The organism is Bradyrhizobium pachyrhizi (genome assembly GCF_001189245.1).
In the GTDB taxonomy this organism is placed as follows: domain Bacteria; phylum Pseudomonadota; class Alphaproteobacteria; order Rhizobiales; family Xanthobacteraceae; genus Bradyrhizobium; species Bradyrhizobium pachyrhizi.
This window is the reverse complement of record NZ_LFIQ01000094.1, coordinates 120364-137423: the sequence shown is the minus strand read 5'-3', so window position 1 is coordinate 137423 and position 17060 is coordinate 120364. Positions and strand designations below refer to the sequence as shown.

Below are 17060 nucleotides of genomic sequence, written 5' to 3'. Positions count from 1 at the left end.
GTTCGATGCTTCGCATCGTCCCGGAATGACAGCGACGAACAATCGGATTTGCCATGCCCCTGCAAAACCGCGTCACGCCCACCGGCGACATCGTCGCCTCAGACCATCGCGGCACCTTCACCGGCAATCGCGGCATCATCCACGATCCCGCGACGCGCAGGCTTCTGAACAAGCGCTGGTCGTCGCCGGCGTGGCTCACCTGCGTCTGCGAGTTCAGGGGACGGCGGCGCGAGGTGATGAGCCGGCAGAGCTGGACCGAGTTGTTCTTCCTCGATGAGGCCACCGCGTTCGCGGCCGGACACCGGCCGTGCTTCTACTGCCGGCGAGACGATGCCAAGCGGTTTCGCGGCTGCTGGGAGCAGGGCAACGGTGTAAGCGATCTCAGCGCCAAGGCGATGGATGCGGTGCTGCACGCCGAGCGGCTCGACCGCGGCAAGAAGCGGCTGCATCCGCCGCCGACGCGATTGCGCGACTTGCCCGACGGGACGATGGTGCAGGCGAGCGGGGACAGCTACCTCGTCGCCGACGGCGCCACGCTGCGCTGGTCGTTCGCCGGTTACAGCCGGGCCGACGTACCCGAGCCGGCCATGCTGCTGACGCCGCCATCGACGGTGCGCGCCTTCCAGGCCGGCTACCGGCCCGTGTTGCATCCGAGCGCGATGGCCGTTCTGGGTTGATCTACCGGCGGAGTCCTTACGCCAGCCGCTGCCGCGCCAGCTTGGCCCCGGCGCCCAGCGCGATCAGCTTGGCTTCCGCGATGTCCCGCCGCATCGGCGCCATGCCGCAATTGGTGGTCGCGATGATGTTGCCCTTCGGCACGTGCTTCGCGACCGCCTCGATCACCTTGACGACGTCCTCAGCGGTCTCGATCTCGTCGCTGGCGACGTCGATCACGCCGGCCTGCACGATCTTGCCGGGGAGCGCCGCGAGCAGTTCGATCGGTACCTTCGAGTTGCGGCATTCGATCGCGACCTGCTGGATCGTGCTCTTGTCGATGACGGGGAAGGTCTCCTCATATTGCCGCCACTCGCCGCCAAGCGTCTGCTTCCAGTCGGTGTTGGCCTTGATGCCGTAGCCGTAGCAGATGTGCACGGCGGTGGCGCAGCTCAGGCCTTCGGCGGCGCGCTCCAGCGCCTTGATGCCCCAGTCGCGCACCTGGTCCATGTAGACGTTGAAGGCGGGCTCGTCGAACTGGATCATGTCGACGCCGTCGGCTTCGAGCGCCTTGGCTTCCTGGTTCAACAGCTCGGCGAAAGCGAAGGCCATCTTCACGCGGTCGCCGTAATACTTGTCGGCGATGGTGTCGATGATGGTCATCGGCCCGGGCAGGGTGAACTTCAGTTTGTTCTTGGTGTGGGCGCGCGCCGCACGCGCTTCGCCTTCATGGACGCGCCCCTTGAGCTGCAACGGCGCGATCACCTGCGGCACCATCGCCTTATAGCGGTCCTTGCGGATGCCCATCTCGACCTTGTGGGCGAAATCGATGCCCTCGATCCGCTCGAGGAAGCCGTGCACGAAATGCTGGCGCGCCTGCTCGCCCTCGGTGACGATGTCGACGCCGGCATCCTCCTGCAGCTTGACCGCGAGCACGGTGGCATCGCGCTTGGCGCGGGCGAGCTCGGCGCCCTCCGACTTCCAGGGTGCCCACAGTATGTTCGGCTCCGCCAGCCATTCCGGCTTCGGCAGGGAGCCAGCGATCGTGGTTGGAAACAGCATGGGTGCCTCCCGTTGGGTTCTGATTGAGGGCCTGTGTGCCATGTCCTAAAGTGGAGGTACAGAACAACAAAAGTCTTTGTGATGGGGAATAGAACGCCGATGATCGATCTGCACTACGCGCCGACGCCGAACGGCTGGAAGATCTCGATCATGCTGGAGGAACTGGGGCTACCCTACAAGGTGATCCCCGTGAACATCCGCGCCGGCGAGCAGTTTCGGCCCGAATTCCTGGCGATCAGCCCGAACAACCGGATCCCCGCCATCGTCGATCATGAACCGGCCGACGGCGGCGGACCGTTCTCGGTGTTCGAGACCGGCGCGATCCTGATCTATCTCGCCGACAAGACCGGCCGTTTTCTGTCGCGGGAGTTGCGTGCGCGGTCGAACGTCATCCAGTGGGTGATGTGGCAGATGGGCGGCCTCGGGCCGATGCTCGGTCAGCACGGCCATTTCGCGCTCTATGCGGCCGAGAAGATTCCCTACGCGATCGAGCGCTACCGCGACGAGACCGCGCGGCTCTATGGCGTGCTCGACCGCCAGCTCGGCAGGACCGGCGCCTATATCGCCGGCGACGACTATTCGATCGCCGACATCGCCTGCTTCCCCTGGACCATGACCCACAAGGCGCAGGGCTTCACCCTCGACGATTTTCCGAACATCAAGCGCTGGTACGCCACCGTGCGCGGCCGGCCGCAGGTGCAGGCGGGCCTTGCGATCGGAAAATTCGTCAAGGAGCCGTTTGACGAGGAATCGCGCAAGAACATGTTCGGCCAGCGTGCGAAGGAGCTGGTCGAGAAGAAATGATGCCCGTTATTCCGCGGCGCGACACGGTCGCGAGCCCTGCGCCTTGCGGCGCATCCCGGAATGACGAGAATGAACGTGGAAAAGACAAAGGAAACGCCCATGATCGAATTCTTCTTCGACTGCTCCAGCCCGTGGACCTATCTCGCCTGGCACAACATCCAGCCGATCGCGAAGGAGTTCGACACGCCGATCACCTGGCGGCCGATCCTGGTCGGCGGAATCTTCAACACCGTCAATCCGTCGGTCTACGCGCAGCGCGAGAAGCCGGTGCCGCTGAAGGCGCGCTACATGAAGAAGGACCTCGCCGACTGGGCGCACTCGGCAGGCCTTGCGATCAAGATGCCGCCGACCGTATTCCCGGTGAACAGCGTCAAGGCGATGCGCGGCTGCATCCTTCTCGGCAACGAGAAGATGGTGCCGTTCGCGCGCGCGGTGTTCGAGGCCTATTGGGGTGACGACAAGGACATCTCGCAGGATGCGGTGCTGACCGAGATCTGCACCAAGCTCGGGATCGATCCGGCGCAATTCCTTGCCGGCATCGGCGACCAGGCGATCAAGGATCAGCTCAAGGCCAACACCGAGGAGGTGATGGCGCGCGGCGGCTTCGGCTCGCCCACGATCTATCTCGACAAGACCGACATGTATTTCGGCAACGATCGCCTGCCGTTGATCCGCGAGGCGCTGGCACGCCTCAAGGCGCGGGCCGCCTGATGCCGAAAGCCGTCGTTTGCCGCGAACTCGGCCCGCCCGAGCGCCTGCAGCTCGAGAACTTTGTGTCGGCGCCTTTGCAGCCGGGCCAGGTGCGGGTTGCGATCCGGGCCGCCGGGATCAACTTCCCCGACATCCTGATGGCCGCCGGCGAGTATCAGCTCAAGCCCCCGCTGCCGTTCACGCCGGGTTCGGAAGCCGCCGGCGATGTCGTTGAGGTCAATGCAGCATCCGGTGTCGCCGTCGGCGACAAGGTGATCGTCAAGATGCGCTTCGGCGCCTATTGCGACGAGACGGTTGCAACGCCGTCGCAGCTCGTGCCGGTGCCGTCGACCTTCGACTACGCGGAAGGCGCGACTTTCCTGGCCGCGCACGGCACCGCGTATCACGCGCTGATCGATCGCGGACAGATCAAGCCGGGCGAGGTGCTGCTGGTGCATGGCGCCGGCGGCGGCGTCGGGCTTGCCGCGGTCGAGATCGGCAAGCTGCTCGGCGCCACCGTGATCGCCGCGGCTTCGAGCGAGGAGAAGCTTGCAATCGCCAAGGCGCGCGGCGCGGATCATCTCGTGCTCTACGCGCGCGAGCCGTTCCGCGATGCGGTCAAGCGGCTCACCGACGGCCGCGGCGCCGATGTGGTGTTCGATCCCGTCGGCGGCGAGGTGTTCGAGAACTCAATGCGCTGCATCAACTGGGGCGCGCGGATTCTCGTCGTCGGCTTCACCGGCGGCATCGGTCTTGCCCGCACCAATCTGTTGATGATCAAGGGCGCGAGCGTGCTCGGCGTCCGTGCCGGCGAGGCGGTGCGCAAGGATCCCGCGCTCGGCGAGGTCAGGTTCAAGGCGCTGAGCGAATGGGCCGAGGCCGGCCGGGTGCGGCCGAATATCTCGCACCGGCTGCCGCTGGAAGACTATGCGAAGGCGATGCGGCTGTTGATCGAGCGCAAGGCGATCGGGCGCGTAGCGCTGCTGACGAGGCCGTGAAACCACAGCGCCCAAATTCCGCGGTGCAGCCAAATGACGCCAAGGGCCCGGCGTTCAGGGAATCGAACCCGGGTCCGTCGCGTGATATCCTCTGCCGGCTGAACGTCGCTACAGGGGGAGGATGACATGCGTATCGCTGTGATGGCGGCCGGTGCTCTCGGCGGTTATTTCGGAGCACGTATGGCGGCGGCAGGGCACGACGTGTTCTTCATCGCACGGGGCTCCAACCTCGAGGCGATCAGAAAAAACGGTCTCAAGGTCGAGAGCGTGCTTGGCAATCTTCATTTGCCTGAGCCCAAGGTGACCGATGATCCTGCCACGGTCGGCCCCGTCGATATCGTTCTGTTCGCGGTCAAGCTTTGGGACAGCGAGACGGCAGCCAGGTTGTCTCTGCCTCTGATCGGACCCCGCACCCGGGTGATCCCGTTGCAGAACGGTGTCGATAGCGCGGAGAGGATTGCCCCGATTCTCGGCGCCGACAACGTGGTCGCCGGAAGTGCCTACATTGCTACGGTGCTGTCCGCGCCTGGCGTCGTCACCCACACGAGCCAGTTCGCGCGCATGGTCTGCGGCAGAACCGACGGTAAGCCCGATGAGGGCCTCAAGGCCTTTGCCGACGCCGCTCATGCGGCCGGCATCGATATCTCGGTGTCCGACGGGATTGACCGGGAGCGCTGGCAGAAATTTGTATTCCTCGTCGGACTATCAGGCGCGACCGCAACGACCCGCCAGCCGCTGGGGCCGATCCTGGCCGACCCTGATACGCGAGCGTTCTTTTACAGCCTGATGAGCGAGGTGGTCGCGGTCGGCCGTGCCAGGGGCGTTCCGATTCCGGAGGATTTTGCCGAGGATCGAATGAAATTCGCGGAAGCCTCGCCGCCCACCTTCAAGGCTTCCATGCTGCACGATCTCGAACGCGGCCACCGGCTCGAACTCGACTGGCTCGCCGGAAAGGTCGTGGAGTTCGCCCGCCCGCTTGGCATTCCTACGCCAGCCAACAATGCCGTCTATGCCATGCTCAAGCTGCACAGGATGGGTAACGCCCACGCCTAGGCCGTGTACCCATAAACCCAGCGACGCGATGCGACGAACGCAATGTCCGCTTTGCCCCTGCAGCGACCGAGTTCGTGCGGCAGCGCAATACGTTGCGATGGGCCAGAAGCTGACTCGTGGTTTCGAACGTTTCAGTGGCACACCAGTCCGTGGGACACAGGGAACGGCGCGTGGCGAGTCGAGCTAATGACCCGCCATCGCTTACAGGCAATCCGTCGGCCGTTTGATGCAGCCTCCACTCTGAACGAGTGGCGAACTAGTCAGCTCCGATCGCTTTAACTCGCTGGGGTTTTTTCATATCCAGCAACGGCACTGGATTGTCTGGGCGTTGGAGATTGGGCCTCCAATCGTTCGAGCCGCCGCCGGGAGCACGCTTCATGCTGGGATAGTCAACGATGGACTTGTTGAACTCCATCACGACTGGCACGATTAGCGCCCCGAGCCAGCTGTTGTCCTGTCCAGCATATCTGCCCGGTGAGGTCTGAGGCAGACGCGACGGTACAGCACCATTGAACACCATATCGTACTTCTCGAACGGATCCATGGTCAAATTGTAGGCTGCTCCAATTGAGCCGAGGTTTTGTTCCGGTCCCAACCACGTATCCTTTGCAGTCCACAGATACTTCCACGCGATGCTGAGGTCTGGATTGGTTGGATCACCGGCGATGTCGGTACGTGCTCCCATAAAGTTCTCGCCGTCGATATAAACCCACGACCGTCGTGCTGAGTGCTTCGATCGACCGAGGATGTACTCGCTGTTGTCTATGCTATCAAAGTAAATGGGCTTGCCGTTGTTGTCGGTCCAGGCGCCGTGCGGCGGCGCGGTCAGGCCGACCATTTTGGCGAGCGTCGCCCAGCAGTCGATATGCGACATCATTTCATGGTACTGCGCGCCCGCCGGGATGTGTGCGGGCCACCACATCAACCCGGGTACCCGCCAACCGCCTTCAAATGCAGTACCTTTTTCGCCGCGGAAAGGCGTGGTGCCGGCGTCGGGATAGGCATCCTGCCACGCGCCGTTATCTGCTGTCACGATGACGATGGTGTCAGGCGCTTCGGCACGGATCGCATCCATTATCCGCCCGATATTATCATCAAGTTCAAGGAGCGAATCCGAGTAGTCGCCAAGACGCGACTTGCCAGCAAATTTCGCTGAGGCGTTGGTCGGATTGTGCATCTTCATGAAGTTTACATCCATGAAGAACGGCTTGGAGTCCTTGGCGTGTTTCTTGATGTAGTCGATTGCATAGTCGGCCTGGCGGACATCGAAGTCGGCAAGACGGTCGTATGTGATGTATTCGTCTCGCTTCGCCGGCTGCCCCGCCGCTCCCTCCCATTCGTACATGTTCACAATCTCAAAATATTCTTTTGCGAACTCCGGGTTGTAGGAGGGGAACCACGGATGAAACCACTTCGAGGTATCGGCATAAGTGTAGACGCCTGGATAATATGCCGCGAAAGCCTTCATCTCATCGAAGCCATGCTCAATCGGATAAGCCTCAGGTTTGTCGCCGAGATGCCATTTGCCGGAAAAGTAAGTCGAGTAGCCATTCCTACTGAAGAACTCGGCGATGGTTGGCGTCTCCTTCTTAAGCGCATTTTCGTCGCCCGGGACGACCACGATCGACAGCGCGGTGCGGATCGGAATCCGCCCAGTCATGAACGAGGCGCGCCCTGCGGTGCAGCTTGCTTGACCGTACCAACTGGTGAACGTCGCGCCTTCCTTTGCGATGCGATCGATGTTCGGCGTCGGATGGCCAAGTGCAGAGCCGCCGCCACTATAGGCGCCGAAATCGTTCCAACCAGTGTCGTCAGTCATCAGCATGACGATATTGGGCCGTTTTTGCTGTTGCGCGGTAGCCGGCATGGTAACCATCGTTGCCGCAGCGACGCCCACAAACAGACCACCACATAACGTGAGTCCGACCTTCATAGGAATCCTCCGTTTAACCTAGCGCTTGACGGCGGGCAGAAAAGCGACGTCGGCCTGCCCGTCCAAATTCTGTCGTTGGAGAGTTTGTGCGATACTCTGGGACAAGCGGCCGGTCCTTAGGCTGGCCGCTTGCTCTGGCGATCTCGGATCGCGGTGCGGGCATGCGACTAGTCGCTGGCGCCGGCCGTCCTCATGTCCTTTACTCGCTGCATGACCTGTTCCAGGTTGTAGCTGGCAGGGTCCTGTAGCGGCGGGAATTTGATGAAAGTCTCAAGGTGCCTCAACCACAACTGCTGCCCGATGGGCAGCATGTTCCAGTCATAGACATAGGCGGTCGACGGAGACGCGATCGCCCCGGCCATGCCGAACAGCGTCTTCTGCTGTTCGCCAACGGAGGTCTCGAAGGGATCACGCTTGATGTTGACGACCTGGGTCCAGGAATAGGGCCGCACACCATTGATGAAGCCCGACGGTGCGTCGGAGACCATCGCGAAGTACATCTTCCAGTTCTTGTAGCGGACCGCCGACGGCTCCTTGCCGGAGTAATACAAGAAGTGGTCGCGAGGCGACTTGTCGGACTTGCCGCTTAGGTAATCGGTCTGATTAATACCGTCGAGGGTGGTCTTGACCATATTGGGATAGCCGGCCTCGACCTGTTGCTTCAGTGCGTCGCCTTTGGGCCCGCCGCAGATCTCGACGAAAGTCGGGAGCCAGTCGAGGGCGGAAAACATATCGTTCTTGATCGTGCCGGGCTTGATGACGCCAGGCCAACGGACCACCATCGGAGCGCGCATGCCGCCTTCCCAGGTGCTGAGCTTGCCGCCCTTGAACGGCGTGGTGCCGCCGTCCGGGAAGGTGATGGTCTCGGCGCCGTTGTCGGTGGTGAATACGACGATCGTGTTGTTGAGTTGGCCCATGTCTTCGAGCTTCTTCAGCACGACGCCGATGTTGTCATCCATCTGCTTCATGCCGGCTTCGTTGACGCCCCAATCCTTGCCGCCGGGCTCGCCCACCATCGCCAGGTACTTGTCCGGCAGCACGGTCGTGATGTGCATGCGCGCCGGGTTGTACCAGACGAAGAAAGGCTTGTTGGTCTTCTTCGGGTCATTGCGATCGAGGAAGTCTACGACCTTCGCCGAGATTTCCTCATCCACGGTCTTCGACCGCTCGAGGGTCAGCGGGCCCTCATCCTTGCACATCATGTTTTTTGCAGTGCCGTCGGAGGACTTGCACGCCAACATTGGCCGCGGCGGCGTCAGGCAGATCGTGGTCTTCGGATCCACAGCGCCAGGGACCTCGGCGACGCCCGGGATCGGTGTGTTCTGGCATGGCGGGGCAAGGGTCTGCAGGGTCGGGGTTTTGTTGATGTCCGGGAAGCTCACGCCTTGCATGGCGTCGAGGTGATAGAGATAGCCCCAGTACTCCTGGAAGCCTTGCGCGGTCGGCAGCGACTCGGTGTGGTCGCCGAGATGGTTCTTGCCGAATTCGCCGGTGGTGTAGCCGAGATCGAGCAGGAACTTGGGAAGCGTCGGCGTCCCCGTCCGCAGATAAGATGGACTGCCGGGAATTTCTGGCAAAACCATGCCGACGCGAACCGGCTGCATGCCGGTGATGAAGGCTGTACGCCCTGCCGTGCAGCTCTGTTCGGCGTAATAGTTCGTGAACATCGCGCCTTCATTGGCGATGCGGTCGATGTTCGGCGTCTCTCCGACCATCAATCCGCGGTGGTAGATGCTTGGCTGCATCCACCCGATATCGTCACCCATGATGAAAAGGATGTTGGGCTTCTGCTGCTGCTGCTGCTGCTGTGCCGCAGCGGGCATACTCGTCAGCCCCGTCAACGACAATGACACCAGCGTCGTCACTCCAAGGAATGTAGTGGTGGCCCGCTTGTGCCAACCAGTCGTCTTCGGCACGTTCGCTTTAGCTCGTGACTTGTTCTTGAGAATGCAATCAAACATGGTCACTCTCCCGGTTGCAGTGCACGTCATCCACCGGAAGCAAACTTCTAGTTCTCGAAAGTTTCTGCTCTTGATCCAGATCAAGCCGAACAACCACAGAATGCAGGTTGCGACGCGGTGTTCGCGCTTCCGTCAGTGATGCTGACGTTGAAGGGCATTTCGCTCATCCGTCGTTTTCGACCTGACAATTGTCGGAGCTGACATCCAAAGTCTCCCACCCGATGTCCGGCTCGGGTCATTTTCGACGGATTCAGCGGGGTTGTCGGCAGGTTGATGTCCGCTTCTACCCCGTGAGGGCCGAACCGGGGCCGGGCCGGAAGCGTTGCGCTTGGACGGACCCTGTGATTCAAACTCCCAAACTGGGGGGCGAATGATACGCTACGAATTCGCCGACTATGAATGGGTTGCCATCAAGCCCCTGCTGCCGAACAAGCCGCGTGGCGTTCCTCGGGTAAACGACCGGCGGCATCTTCTGGGTCCTGCGATCCAAGGCACCTTGGCGCGATTTGCCGGATCATTTTTGCCCCAACACGACCTGCTATAACCGTTTCGTCCGCTGGCGGCGGGCTGGTGTCTGGGGCCGCATCATAGACGCACTTGCCGTTGCCCACGCCGCCGCTGTCCAGATGATCGACACCTCCATTGTCCGTGTCCATCAGCATGGAGCCTGCATCACACGAAACCTGCGCCAATCGATGGGGAGGTCACGCTGCGGCTTAACGAGCAAAATTCAACTCGCGTCAATCAGGTTATGGCTGCGCCTTAATGAGTCCGCGTCCTAGTCCACCTGACGATTTGTGCTGAATTTCCTATCTTGCAGGAACGCGATGGTCTGCGCGATCGCTTCGGCGTTGCGCACTAGCCAGGGATGCGAGGTGCGGATTACGATGTGATCGGCCATGCCGTCGAGCCTGGTGTTGGCGACCGACACCCGTCCGTCATGCGGCCGCGGCAGGCCGATGGAGGTGATCGGATAGACCGAGCGGTTGCCGGCAATGATGCCGGTGGAGTAATCGATCGGCGGCAGCAGCGCGCTGGTCGCGGCGTCGCGGCGGGTGACGAGCTGCTGGCCGGCCGGACCGAAATAGGCGCGATAGGCCGCGAGGTTCTTCAGGCGGTCGGCGATCTCGCTGCCGCCGTTCGGTGTCCCCAGCATCACGACGCGGCCGAGCCGCGCCGGGCGATGCCTTGCCAGATAGACGCGTGCCAGAAGACCGCCCATCGAATGGCAAACGACATGCACGGAGCCGTCGAGGCTCTGCGCGAACCGATCGAGCGAGGAGTGGATGTCCTCGGCCAGCGCGTCGAGCGGCTTGCGCCGGCTGTCATAGTCGAGATTCAGGGTGGCAAAGCCGGCCGCCCTCAGCGCCAGCTCCATCCTGCGAAACGAGCGCGCCGTCCTGCTGATGCCGTGCAACAGGACGACGCCGTCACGTGTGGACGCCGCGGGGCGCCGTTCGCTCACTTATAGTCGCGCTCGTGCCACCACGGGAAATAGTCGGGCATGTCCGACGACACCTTGTTCTTGAACTGCGCGGGGCGCTTTTCCAGGAACGACACCACGCCTTCCTTGACGTCGTCGGAGCGGCCGCGGGCATAGATGCCGCGGCTGTCGACCTTGTGCGCCTCCATCGGATCGTCGGCGCCCATCATGCGCCACATCATCTGGCGGATCAGCGCCACCGACACCGGCGCGGTCTTGGCCGCGAACTCCTTGGCGAGCGCACGCGCGGTCGGCAGCAGATCGTCGGGCGGCACCACCTTGCTGACGAGCCGGCCGGCGAGCGCTTCCTGCGCCGGGAAGACGCGGCCGGAATAGCACCATTCCAGCGCCTGCGAGATGCCGACGATGCGCGGCAGGAACCAGCTCGATGCGGCTTCCGGCACGATGCCGCGCTGGGAGAACACGAAGCCGAAGCGCGCGGCGTCGGAGGCGATGCGGATATCCATCGCAAGCTGCATGGTGACGCCGATGCCGACCGCCGGGCCGTTCACCGCGGCGATCACCGGCTTCAGGCACTTGAAGATGCGCAGCGTGACTTGCCCGCCGCCGTCACGCACCTGCGGATCGCTGTAGTCGACGCTGCCGTCGGCATTGCGCTTGACCGGACCGCGCCGCGCATCGCGGTCGAACGTGTTGGCGCCGGATGAAAGATCGGCGCCGGCGCAGAAGCCGCGGCCCGCACCGGTCACGATGATGGCCCTGACGTCGTCGTCCTTGTCGGCTTCGTCGAACGCGTCGATCAGCTCCTGCTGCATCGTGGCGTTGAAGGCGTTGAGCTTGTCGGGCCGGTTCAGCGTGATGGTCAGGATCTGCTCGGCGACCTCGTACTTGATCGTCTCATACGCCATGGGGATGATTTCCTCTCGGTTTTCTTGAATGAACGGCGCTGGCGCGCGTCTCCATCCAGTTAACCCGGCAATCATCCCTTGTGAAGAAGAGGGATGCGCAGGCTTGGCCCCGCGCATCCTGACTTGCGTTGAGGCGCTGCTTCACTTCTTCGGCGGCGCGGGCCACGGCTTCTGCGGGTCGCGCAGGCTTTCGAACGCCTTGCCCATGCCGAGCACGCCGATGTCGTCGAAGCGGCGGCCGATGATCTGGACGCCGATCGGAAAGCCCTTCTTGTCATAGCCGCCGTTGATCGACAGCGCCGGGTTCTCCGACATATTCCACGGCACGGTAAAGCAGATGTGCTCGAACGGCTTTGCGGGGTCGTTGAGCGGCGCTGCGAACTCCGCCGGGAAGTTCACCACCGGCGATACCGGCGAGATCACGTAGTCGACCTCGCAGAACAATTTCGCGGCGGCCGCGCGGATCGCCATCGTCATGTTGAAGCCGCGCACCACATCGACGCCGGAGAGCTTTGCGCCGGCCTCGGCCCAGTTGAGGATGTAGGGCAGGGTCTTGCCGCGGTCGGCCTGCGACAGTTTCGACAGCTCATCCCAGGTCCGGGCGCGCCAGAAATTGTCGAGCCCTTCGAGCATCTCGGGCGTCAGGATGCCGTCGATCTCGGTGATGACGGCGCCGGCGGATTCGAACGCCTTCGCGGCCTTCACGACGACCTCGCGAACCTCCTTCTCGACCTTCTGGCCGGAACCGGCGTCGAGCATCAGCCCGATGCGCAGCTTGCGCGGCGACTTCTCCAGCGCCTTCCAGTTCACCTCGAGCGCCGGCAGGCTCATGCCGTCGCGGCGATCGGGACGCGACAATACGCTCATCATCAGCGCGGCGTCGTCGACGGTGCGGGTCATCGGACCGGCGATGCGGCCGACATAGGGCGGGTCGATCGGCACGCGGCCGAGGCTCGGCTTCAATGCGACGAGGCCGCACCAGTTGGCCGGCAGCCGCACCGAGCCGCCGATATCGGTGCCGAGATGCAAGGGACCGTAGCCGGCAGCGCCTGCCGCGCCCGCGCCGGCGCTCGAGCCGCCGGGGTTCTTGCTGACATCCCAGGGATTGCGGGTCAGGGGATGGAACGACGACAGGCCCGACGACAGCATGCCGTAGTCCGGCATCGTGGTCTTGGAGAAGATCACGCAGCCGGCCTCGCGCAGCCGCGCCGCGGGCGGTGCATCCTTCTCCGCGGGCGCCAGCTTGACGCTCGCCGCGCCCAGCGGCACCGGCTGCCCCTTGGTTGCGACATTGTCCTTGATGGTGGCGGGAACGCCATCCAGCGTGCCGGCCGGCTCGGCCTGCTGCCAGCGCTCGGTCGAGGTCCTGGCGACCTTCCGCGCCCCTTCCGGGTCGTACAGATACAGCGCCTTGATGTGCGGCTCCCAGGTTGCGACCTGGGAGATGATGTCCTCCAGCACCTCGGACGGCGAGAACTGCTTGGCACGATAGCCGGCGAGCAGGTCGACGGCGGAGAGATCGTGCAGCGACGTAATGGCGTCCCCTTTGGGCTTATGCATGCGCACCTGCCGGCATGCGTTTCTCGATGATGCGGGCGAACATGCTGGCGCCGATCGGCAGGATCTTGTCGTCGAGAACGTAACCGGGATTGTGAACGGGCACGGAGCCGTCATGGCCGACCCAGAAATACGCGCCGGGAATGGCCTGCATCATGTCGGCGAAATCCTCGCTGCCCATCTTGGGTGTCGAGCGGGTGATGACCTTGGCCGGATCGACGACGGTGCGCGCGACTTCCTCGACGACGCGGGACTGCTCTTCCTGATTCACCAGCACGCTGAAGCCGTCGCGGATCTCGACCGAGATTTCGGCGTCATATGCCGCCGCAAAGCCGGCGGAGATTTCGCGCATGCGCTTGCGGATCAGCTCACGAATCTCGTCGGAGAAGCAGCGCACCGTGCCGCACATCCAGGCTTCGCCGGGAATCACGTTGTACGCCGACCCGGAATGGATCTGCGTGATCGACAGCACCGCAGCCTGCAGCGGATCGACGTTGCGGCTGACGATCGACTGCAACGCCTGTCCGAGCGTCATTGCGATCACGACCGCGTCCTTGGAGCGCTCCGGCATCGCGCCATGCGCGCCGTAGCCCTGGATCCTGATGTCGAAGAAGTCGGCTGCGGCCATTGCCGGGCCCGGCAGGATCGCGATCTCGCCATGGTTGAGGTCGGGCGCGTTGTGCAGGCCGTAGACCTCGTCGCAGGGGAACTGCTTGAACAGGCCGTCCTTGATCATGGCGCGGGCGCCGCCGAGGCCTTCCTCGGCCGGCTGGAAGATGAAATGCACGGTGCCGTCGAAATTGCGGGTCTCGGCGAGATAGCGTGCCGAGCCGAGCAGCATCGTGGTGTGGCCGTCATGGCCGCAGCCATGGAAGCGGCCCGGGATGGTCGAGCGCCACTTCAGATTGGTGTTCTCCTCCATCGGCAGCGCGTCCATGTCGGCGCGCAGGCCGATCTTCTTGGTGCCGTTGCCCTTGCCCTTGAGCACACCGACCACGCCGGTGCCGCCGAGGCCGCGATGCACCTCGATGCCCCAGCTCGTCAGCTTGTCGGCGACGATGCCCGAGGTGCGGACCTCCTCGAAGCCGATCTCGGGATGCGCATGCAGATCCCGTCTGATGGCGGTGAGTTCGTCGGCAAAACTGTCGATGCGCTCAATGGTCGGCATGGCTCTCTATCCGTTTGTGCGTGATGGGGAGGTGGGTGTGAAAGTGGGGCCGTTCGGCTTGATACGAATGCCGGCACGCAAATGTTTCCACGGCAGCGTGGCGGTATCGGCGGGCATCGCGCCGGGGGCGGCGCAAATCAGGAGCTTCTCGGCGATCGGCTCGAAATCGGCGCGGAAGTGCACCGAGCTCTTGTTGACCAAAATCTTCTGTGCCGTCGGCTCGATGCCGACATAGCGGTACATCGCCTGGTCGGCAAGCTGGGCCTTGTAGGAGCCGACCACGACGCGCACGTCGCCGACCCGCAGGCAGGCCGAGGGGCCCATATCCATGTCGCGGCCGCCGAAATAGGGACCGGGCGCCACGAATTTTCCATCCGAGAGCTGCTCGACGACAAAAGTCTCCCGGTACGGCGCGTCGCCGGGAATGCCGGACTTACCGCCGAGCTCGAGCGTGACTGATGCCCCGACACCGGCGGTGTGCGCGGCCTTCGCGGATTGCGGGTCGTAGATCACGCCGGTCGCGGCACTTGCCTTGTTGCGTACCAGCGCGCGCAGCATGCCGGTGGTGTCGGAATCGCCGCCGGCGCCGGGATTGTCCTGGGTGTCGGCGATGATGATCGGCTTGCTGGCCGATTTCGCCAGTTCCATCGCCAGCCGCACGCCTTCGTCGGGCGAATAGATCCGGCCGTCGAAATCATCCTCATGGCCTTCGACCAGGGCGACGACCCTGTCGGCGGCGGCATCCGCATCGGCCTGGGTCCGGCCGTAAGCGAATACGCTCGGTCCGCAATCCCTGAAATCGGCAGCCGGGAAGCCCGGCGCAAACGACAGCGTCGGCACCACGTCGCTCTCGAGCGCGGCGAGCTTTTGATAGATGCCCTTGGTCGGCTGGTCGTTGGTGCACTGCCAGCTGATCGGGATCAGGAACGGCAATTGCCGGAATGCCTTTGCGAAGCGCTGCCTGGACTTGAGCATCAGCGCCAGATGCCGGGCACAGGCGCGGCCGGTTTCGGCCATGTCGACATGGGGATAGGTGCGGTAGGCAATCAGCGCATCGGCATGCTCGATCATCTTTGGCGAGACGTTCGCATGCAGATCGAGGCTCGCCACCAGCGGCAGGTCGTTGCCGATCGCCTTGCGCACGCGGGCCAGCGTTTCGCCTTCACCATCGTCATAATGCTCGGTGACCATGGCGCCGTGCAGGTCGAGATAGACGGCGTCGATCGGTCCGGCCGCGGCGATGCCGTCGACCATCTCCGTCACGATCCGCTCATAGGCATCCTTGCTGACATGCGCCGACGGGCTCGCCGCGGCGAAGATCGTCGGCACCAGTTCCCAGCCATTGGCTTCCGCCGCCTCGACAAAGCCGGCGAGGCCGACATTGATCTTGCGCATGACCTTGAGCACGTCGGCGCCATGCGTCATCGACGGCCAGCCGCCGCCATGCACGAAATCGTCATAGGTTGCCTTCGTCGGTGCGAAGGTATTGGTCTCGTGCAGGAAGCCGCCAACGGCAATGCGGGTCATCAAGTCGGTCTCGATACGTTTCTTCGATCATGATGCGATCGTGACGACGCGCGTCATGATCTCACCTCGTTGGTTGGAGCGTGATCTCCGGGGAAGACCGGTGTCCGCCTTCAGAGCCACGCTCTAGCGCGCGACGTTAAGCGTGTCGTCACGCCAAGCGCAAGCCGGGGAGCACCAGCGGATTTGCATGCCCTGTGGGCGGAAAGGCTTGAGGCTAAAGACCTAGGCCGTCGCCACAATGCCTTCCGAAACGGGGCGGAAGTTGGCGAAGTCCCAGCCGCGTCCGGGCGCCGCATCGAGCAGTGCGCGGGTATAGGCCTGCTGCGGATTGGTCAGCACCTCGGCGGCCGGTCCCTGTTCCACGACGCGGCCATGTTGCATCACGGCGACGTCGTCGCAGATTTGTGCGGCGACGCGCAAATCATGCGTGATGAAGAGCAGCGCGATGCCCAGCCGGCGCTGGATTTCGTCAAGCAGATCGAGAACCTGCGCCTGCACCGAGACGTCGAGCGCGGACACCGCCTCATCCGCGACGAGCACGTCGGGATCGAGCGCCAGCGCGCGCGCGATCGCGATGCGCTGGCGCTGGCCGCCGGAGAACTGGTGCGGATAGCGCGAGATCGCGTCGGGCGGCAAATGGACGAGCTCGAGCAGCTCGCGCGCGCGCGCCAGCGCATCCTTGCGCGGCATGCCGTAATTGACCGGGCCTTCCGCGATGCTCTCGCCGACGGTGACGCGCGGATTGAGCGAGCGGTAGGGATCCTGGAAGATGATCTGGATTTTCTGGCGATGCGGCTGCAACAGCCGGCGCGACAGGTCGGAGATCTCGCGGCCGGCGAGGCGTACCCCGCCCGAGGTCGGATCGATCAGGCGCACGATGCAGCGCGCGACCGTCGACTTGCCGGAACCGCTTTCGCCGACGATGCCGAGCGTGCGGCCCTTGCGCAGAGTGAGCGTGACGTTGCTGGCGGCGGCGACCTCGCGGGCTTTGCCGTAGAGCGACCGCTCCCGGTAGACCTTGCTGAGCTCGTTGGCTTCCAGCACCACGGGCTCGGTCGTCTCCGGGCGCGGCGCGCGCGGCACGAGGCTCGGCACCGAGGACAAGAGGTTGCGGGTGTACTCCATCCTCGGAGTGCGCAGCACGTCCTGCAGCGGGCCGGTTTCGACCAGGCGGCCGTGTCGCATCACCGCGACGCGGTCGGCGATCTCGGCCACCACGCCCATGTCGTGGGTGATGAACAGAACAGCGGTGCCGTGATCGCGTTGCAGGTCGCGGATCAAGGTGAGGATCTGCTTCTGCG

14 protein-coding genes and 1 pseudogene are annotated in these 17060 nt (G+C 63.6%); 6 read left to right on the top strand and 9 right to left on the bottom strand.

Features of this window, described 5'->3' with window-relative positions; translation table 11 throughout:
• The first annotated feature begins 53 nt into the window (after nucleotides 1–53).
• Nucleotides 54–677, top strand: coding sequence for a hypothetical protein (locus AKL29_RS24220; protein WP_050385896.1), 624 nt, complete (start codon nucleotides 54–56; stop codon nucleotides 675–677).
• A 16-nt stretch (nucleotides 678–693) separates the two neighbouring features.
• Here AKL29_RS24220 and AKL29_RS24215 read toward each other — a convergent pair whose 3' ends face one another.
• Entirely contained in the window at nucleotides 694–1716 is a 1023-nt protein-coding gene (locus AKL29_RS24215; RefSeq protein ID WP_038377739.1) for a methionine synthase, read from the bottom strand.
• 99 nt (nucleotides 1717–1815) lie between these two features.
• Between AKL29_RS24215 and AKL29_RS24210 the strand changes: the two genes are divergently transcribed.
• The 4 genes from AKL29_RS24210 to AKL29_RS24195 all read left to right on the top strand — a co-directional run bounded on the left by AKL29_RS24210 (nucleotide 1816) and on the right by AKL29_RS24195 (nucleotide 5261).
• Nucleotides 1816–2520, top strand: coding sequence for a glutathione binding-like protein (locus AKL29_RS24210; protein ID WP_050385895.1), 705 nt, complete (start codon nucleotides 1816–1818; stop codon nucleotides 2518–2520).
• A 99-nt stretch (nucleotides 2521–2619) separates the two neighbouring features.
• The gene (locus tag AKL29_RS24205; protein WP_050385912.1) at nucleotides 2620–3231 is read left to right on the top strand and encodes a 2-hydroxychromene-2-carboxylate isomerase; all 612 of its coding nucleotides are present in this window, start codon (nucleotides 2620–2622) and stop codon (nucleotides 3229–3231) included.
• The gene (locus AKL29_RS24200) at nucleotides 3231–4208 is read left to right on the top strand and encodes an NADPH:quinone oxidoreductase family protein (RefSeq protein WP_050385894.1); all 978 of its coding nucleotides are present in this window, start codon (nucleotides 3231–3233) and stop codon (nucleotides 4206–4208) included. Before AKL29_RS24205 ends, AKL29_RS24200 begins: the two co-directional genes overlap by 1 nt.
• Before the next feature lie 126 nt (nucleotides 4209–4334).
• Entirely contained in the window at nucleotides 4335–5261 is a 927-nt protein-coding gene (locus tag AKL29_RS24195; RefSeq protein WP_050385893.1) for a ketopantoate reductase family protein, read from the top strand.
• A 256-nt stretch (nucleotides 5262–5517) separates the two neighbouring features.
• On the opposite strand, the gene AKL29_RS24190 is transcribed toward AKL29_RS24195, so the two are convergent.
• Nucleotides 5518–7194 carry an arylsulfatase gene (locus tag AKL29_RS24190; protein WP_050385892.1) on the bottom strand — a complete coding sequence of 559 codons (1677 nt, stop codon included), beginning with the start codon at nucleotides 7192–7194 and terminating at the stop codon, nucleotides 5518–5520.
• Between the two features lie 167 nt (nucleotides 7195–7361).
• Nucleotides 7362–9017 carry an arylsulfatase gene (locus AKL29_RS24185; RefSeq protein ID WP_050385891.1) on the bottom strand — a complete coding sequence of 552 codons (1656 nt, stop codon included), beginning with the start codon at nucleotides 9015–9017 and terminating at the stop codon, nucleotides 7362–7364.
• A 511-nt stretch (nucleotides 9018–9528) separates the two neighbouring features.
• Between AKL29_RS24185 and AKL29_RS41040 the strand changes: the two are divergent.
• Nucleotides 9529–9886: pseudogene (locus AKL29_RS41040) on the top strand (transposase); the annotation flags it as partial.
• A 47-nt stretch (nucleotides 9887–9933) separates the two neighbouring features.
• On the opposite strand, the gene AKL29_RS24180 reads toward AKL29_RS41040, so the two are convergent.
• From AKL29_RS24180 to AKL29_RS24155, 6 genes are all read right to left on the bottom strand, one after another.
• Nucleotides 9934–10620 (bottom strand): alpha/beta hydrolase, encoded by a 687-nt coding sequence (locus tag AKL29_RS24180; RefSeq protein ID WP_050385890.1) that lies wholly within the window; start codon nucleotides 10618–10620, stop codon nucleotides 9934–9936.
• The gene (locus AKL29_RS24175; RefSeq protein WP_050385889.1) at nucleotides 10617–11507 is read right to left on the bottom strand and encodes a crotonase/enoyl-CoA hydratase family protein; all 891 of its coding nucleotides are present in this window, start codon (nucleotides 11505–11507) and stop codon (nucleotides 10617–10619) included. The genes AKL29_RS24180 and AKL29_RS24175 overlap by 4 nt, the downstream gene beginning before the upstream one ends.
• A 141-nt stretch (nucleotides 11508–11648) precedes the next feature.
• On the bottom strand, nucleotides 11649–13067 hold the full coding sequence (locus tag AKL29_RS24170; RefSeq protein WP_050385888.1) for an amidase: 1419 nt from the start codon (nucleotides 13065–13067) through the stop codon (nucleotides 11649–11651).
• On the bottom strand, nucleotides 13060–14232 hold the full coding sequence (locus AKL29_RS24165; protein ID WP_028336101.1) for a M20 aminoacylase family protein: 1173 nt from the start codon (nucleotides 14230–14232) through the stop codon (nucleotides 13060–13062). Before AKL29_RS24165 ends, AKL29_RS24170 begins: the two co-directional genes overlap by 8 nt.
• Nucleotides 14233–14238: 6 nt before the next feature.
• Nucleotides 14239–15759: a M81 family metallopeptidase gene (locus AKL29_RS24160; protein ID WP_028336102.1), complete on the bottom strand. Its 1521-nt coding sequence runs from the start codon at nucleotides 15757–15759 to the stop codon at nucleotides 14239–14241.
• Nucleotides 15760–15981: 222 nt separating this feature from the next.
• Nucleotides 15982–17060, bottom strand: a 1079-nt coding sequence (locus AKL29_RS24155) for an ATP-binding cassette domain-containing protein (RefSeq protein WP_244482352.1), incomplete at its 5' end; no start/stop codon positions are given.

Excerpts from the sequence above, each read along its gene's own strand:
- AKL29_RS24175 (WP_050385889.1), bottom strand. The coding sequence starts at position 11,507 with ATGGCGTATGAGACGATCAAGTACGAGGTCGCCGAGCAGATCCTGACC.
- AKL29_RS24210 (WP_050385895.1), top strand. The coding sequence starts at position 1,816 with ATGATCGATCTGCACTACGCGCCGACGCCGAACGGCTGGAAGATCTCG.
- AKL29_RS24165 (WP_028336101.1), bottom strand. The coding sequence starts at position 14,232 with ATGCCGACCATTGAGCGCATCGACAGTTTTGCCGACGAACTCACCGCC.
- AKL29_RS24185 (WP_050385891.1), bottom strand. The coding sequence starts at position 9,017 with ATGCCCGCTGCGGCACAGCAGCAGCAGCAGCAGCAGAAGCCCAACATC.
- AKL29_RS24190 (WP_050385892.1), bottom strand. The coding sequence starts at position 7,194 with ATGAAGGTCGGACTCACGTTATGTGGTGGTCTGTTTGTGGGCGTCGCT.
- AKL29_RS24200 (WP_050385894.1), top strand. The coding sequence starts at position 3,231 with ATGCCGAAAGCCGTCGTTTGCCGCGAACTCGGCCCGCCCGAGCGCCTG.
- AKL29_RS24170 (WP_050385888.1), bottom strand. The coding sequence starts at position 13,067 with ATGCATAAGCCCAAAGGGGACGCCATTACGTCGCTGCACGATCTCTCC.
- AKL29_RS24195 (WP_050385893.1), top strand. The coding sequence starts at position 4,335 with ATGCGTATCGCTGTGATGGCGGCCGGTGCTCTCGGCGGTTATTTCGGA.
- AKL29_RS24160 (WP_028336102.1), bottom strand. The coding sequence starts at position 15,759 with ATGACCCGCATTGCCGTTGGCGGCTTCCTGCACGAGACCAATACCTTC.
- AKL29_RS24215 (WP_038377739.1), bottom strand. The coding sequence starts at position 1,716 with ATGCTGTTTCCAACCACGATCGCTGGCTCCCTGCCGAAGCCGGAATGG.
- AKL29_RS24220 (WP_050385896.1), top strand. The coding sequence starts at position 54 with ATGCCCCTGCAAAACCGCGTCACGCCCACCGGCGACATCGTCGCCTCA.
- AKL29_RS24205 (WP_050385912.1), top strand. The coding sequence starts at position 2,620 with ATGATCGAATTCTTCTTCGACTGCTCCAGCCCGTGGACCTATCTCGCC.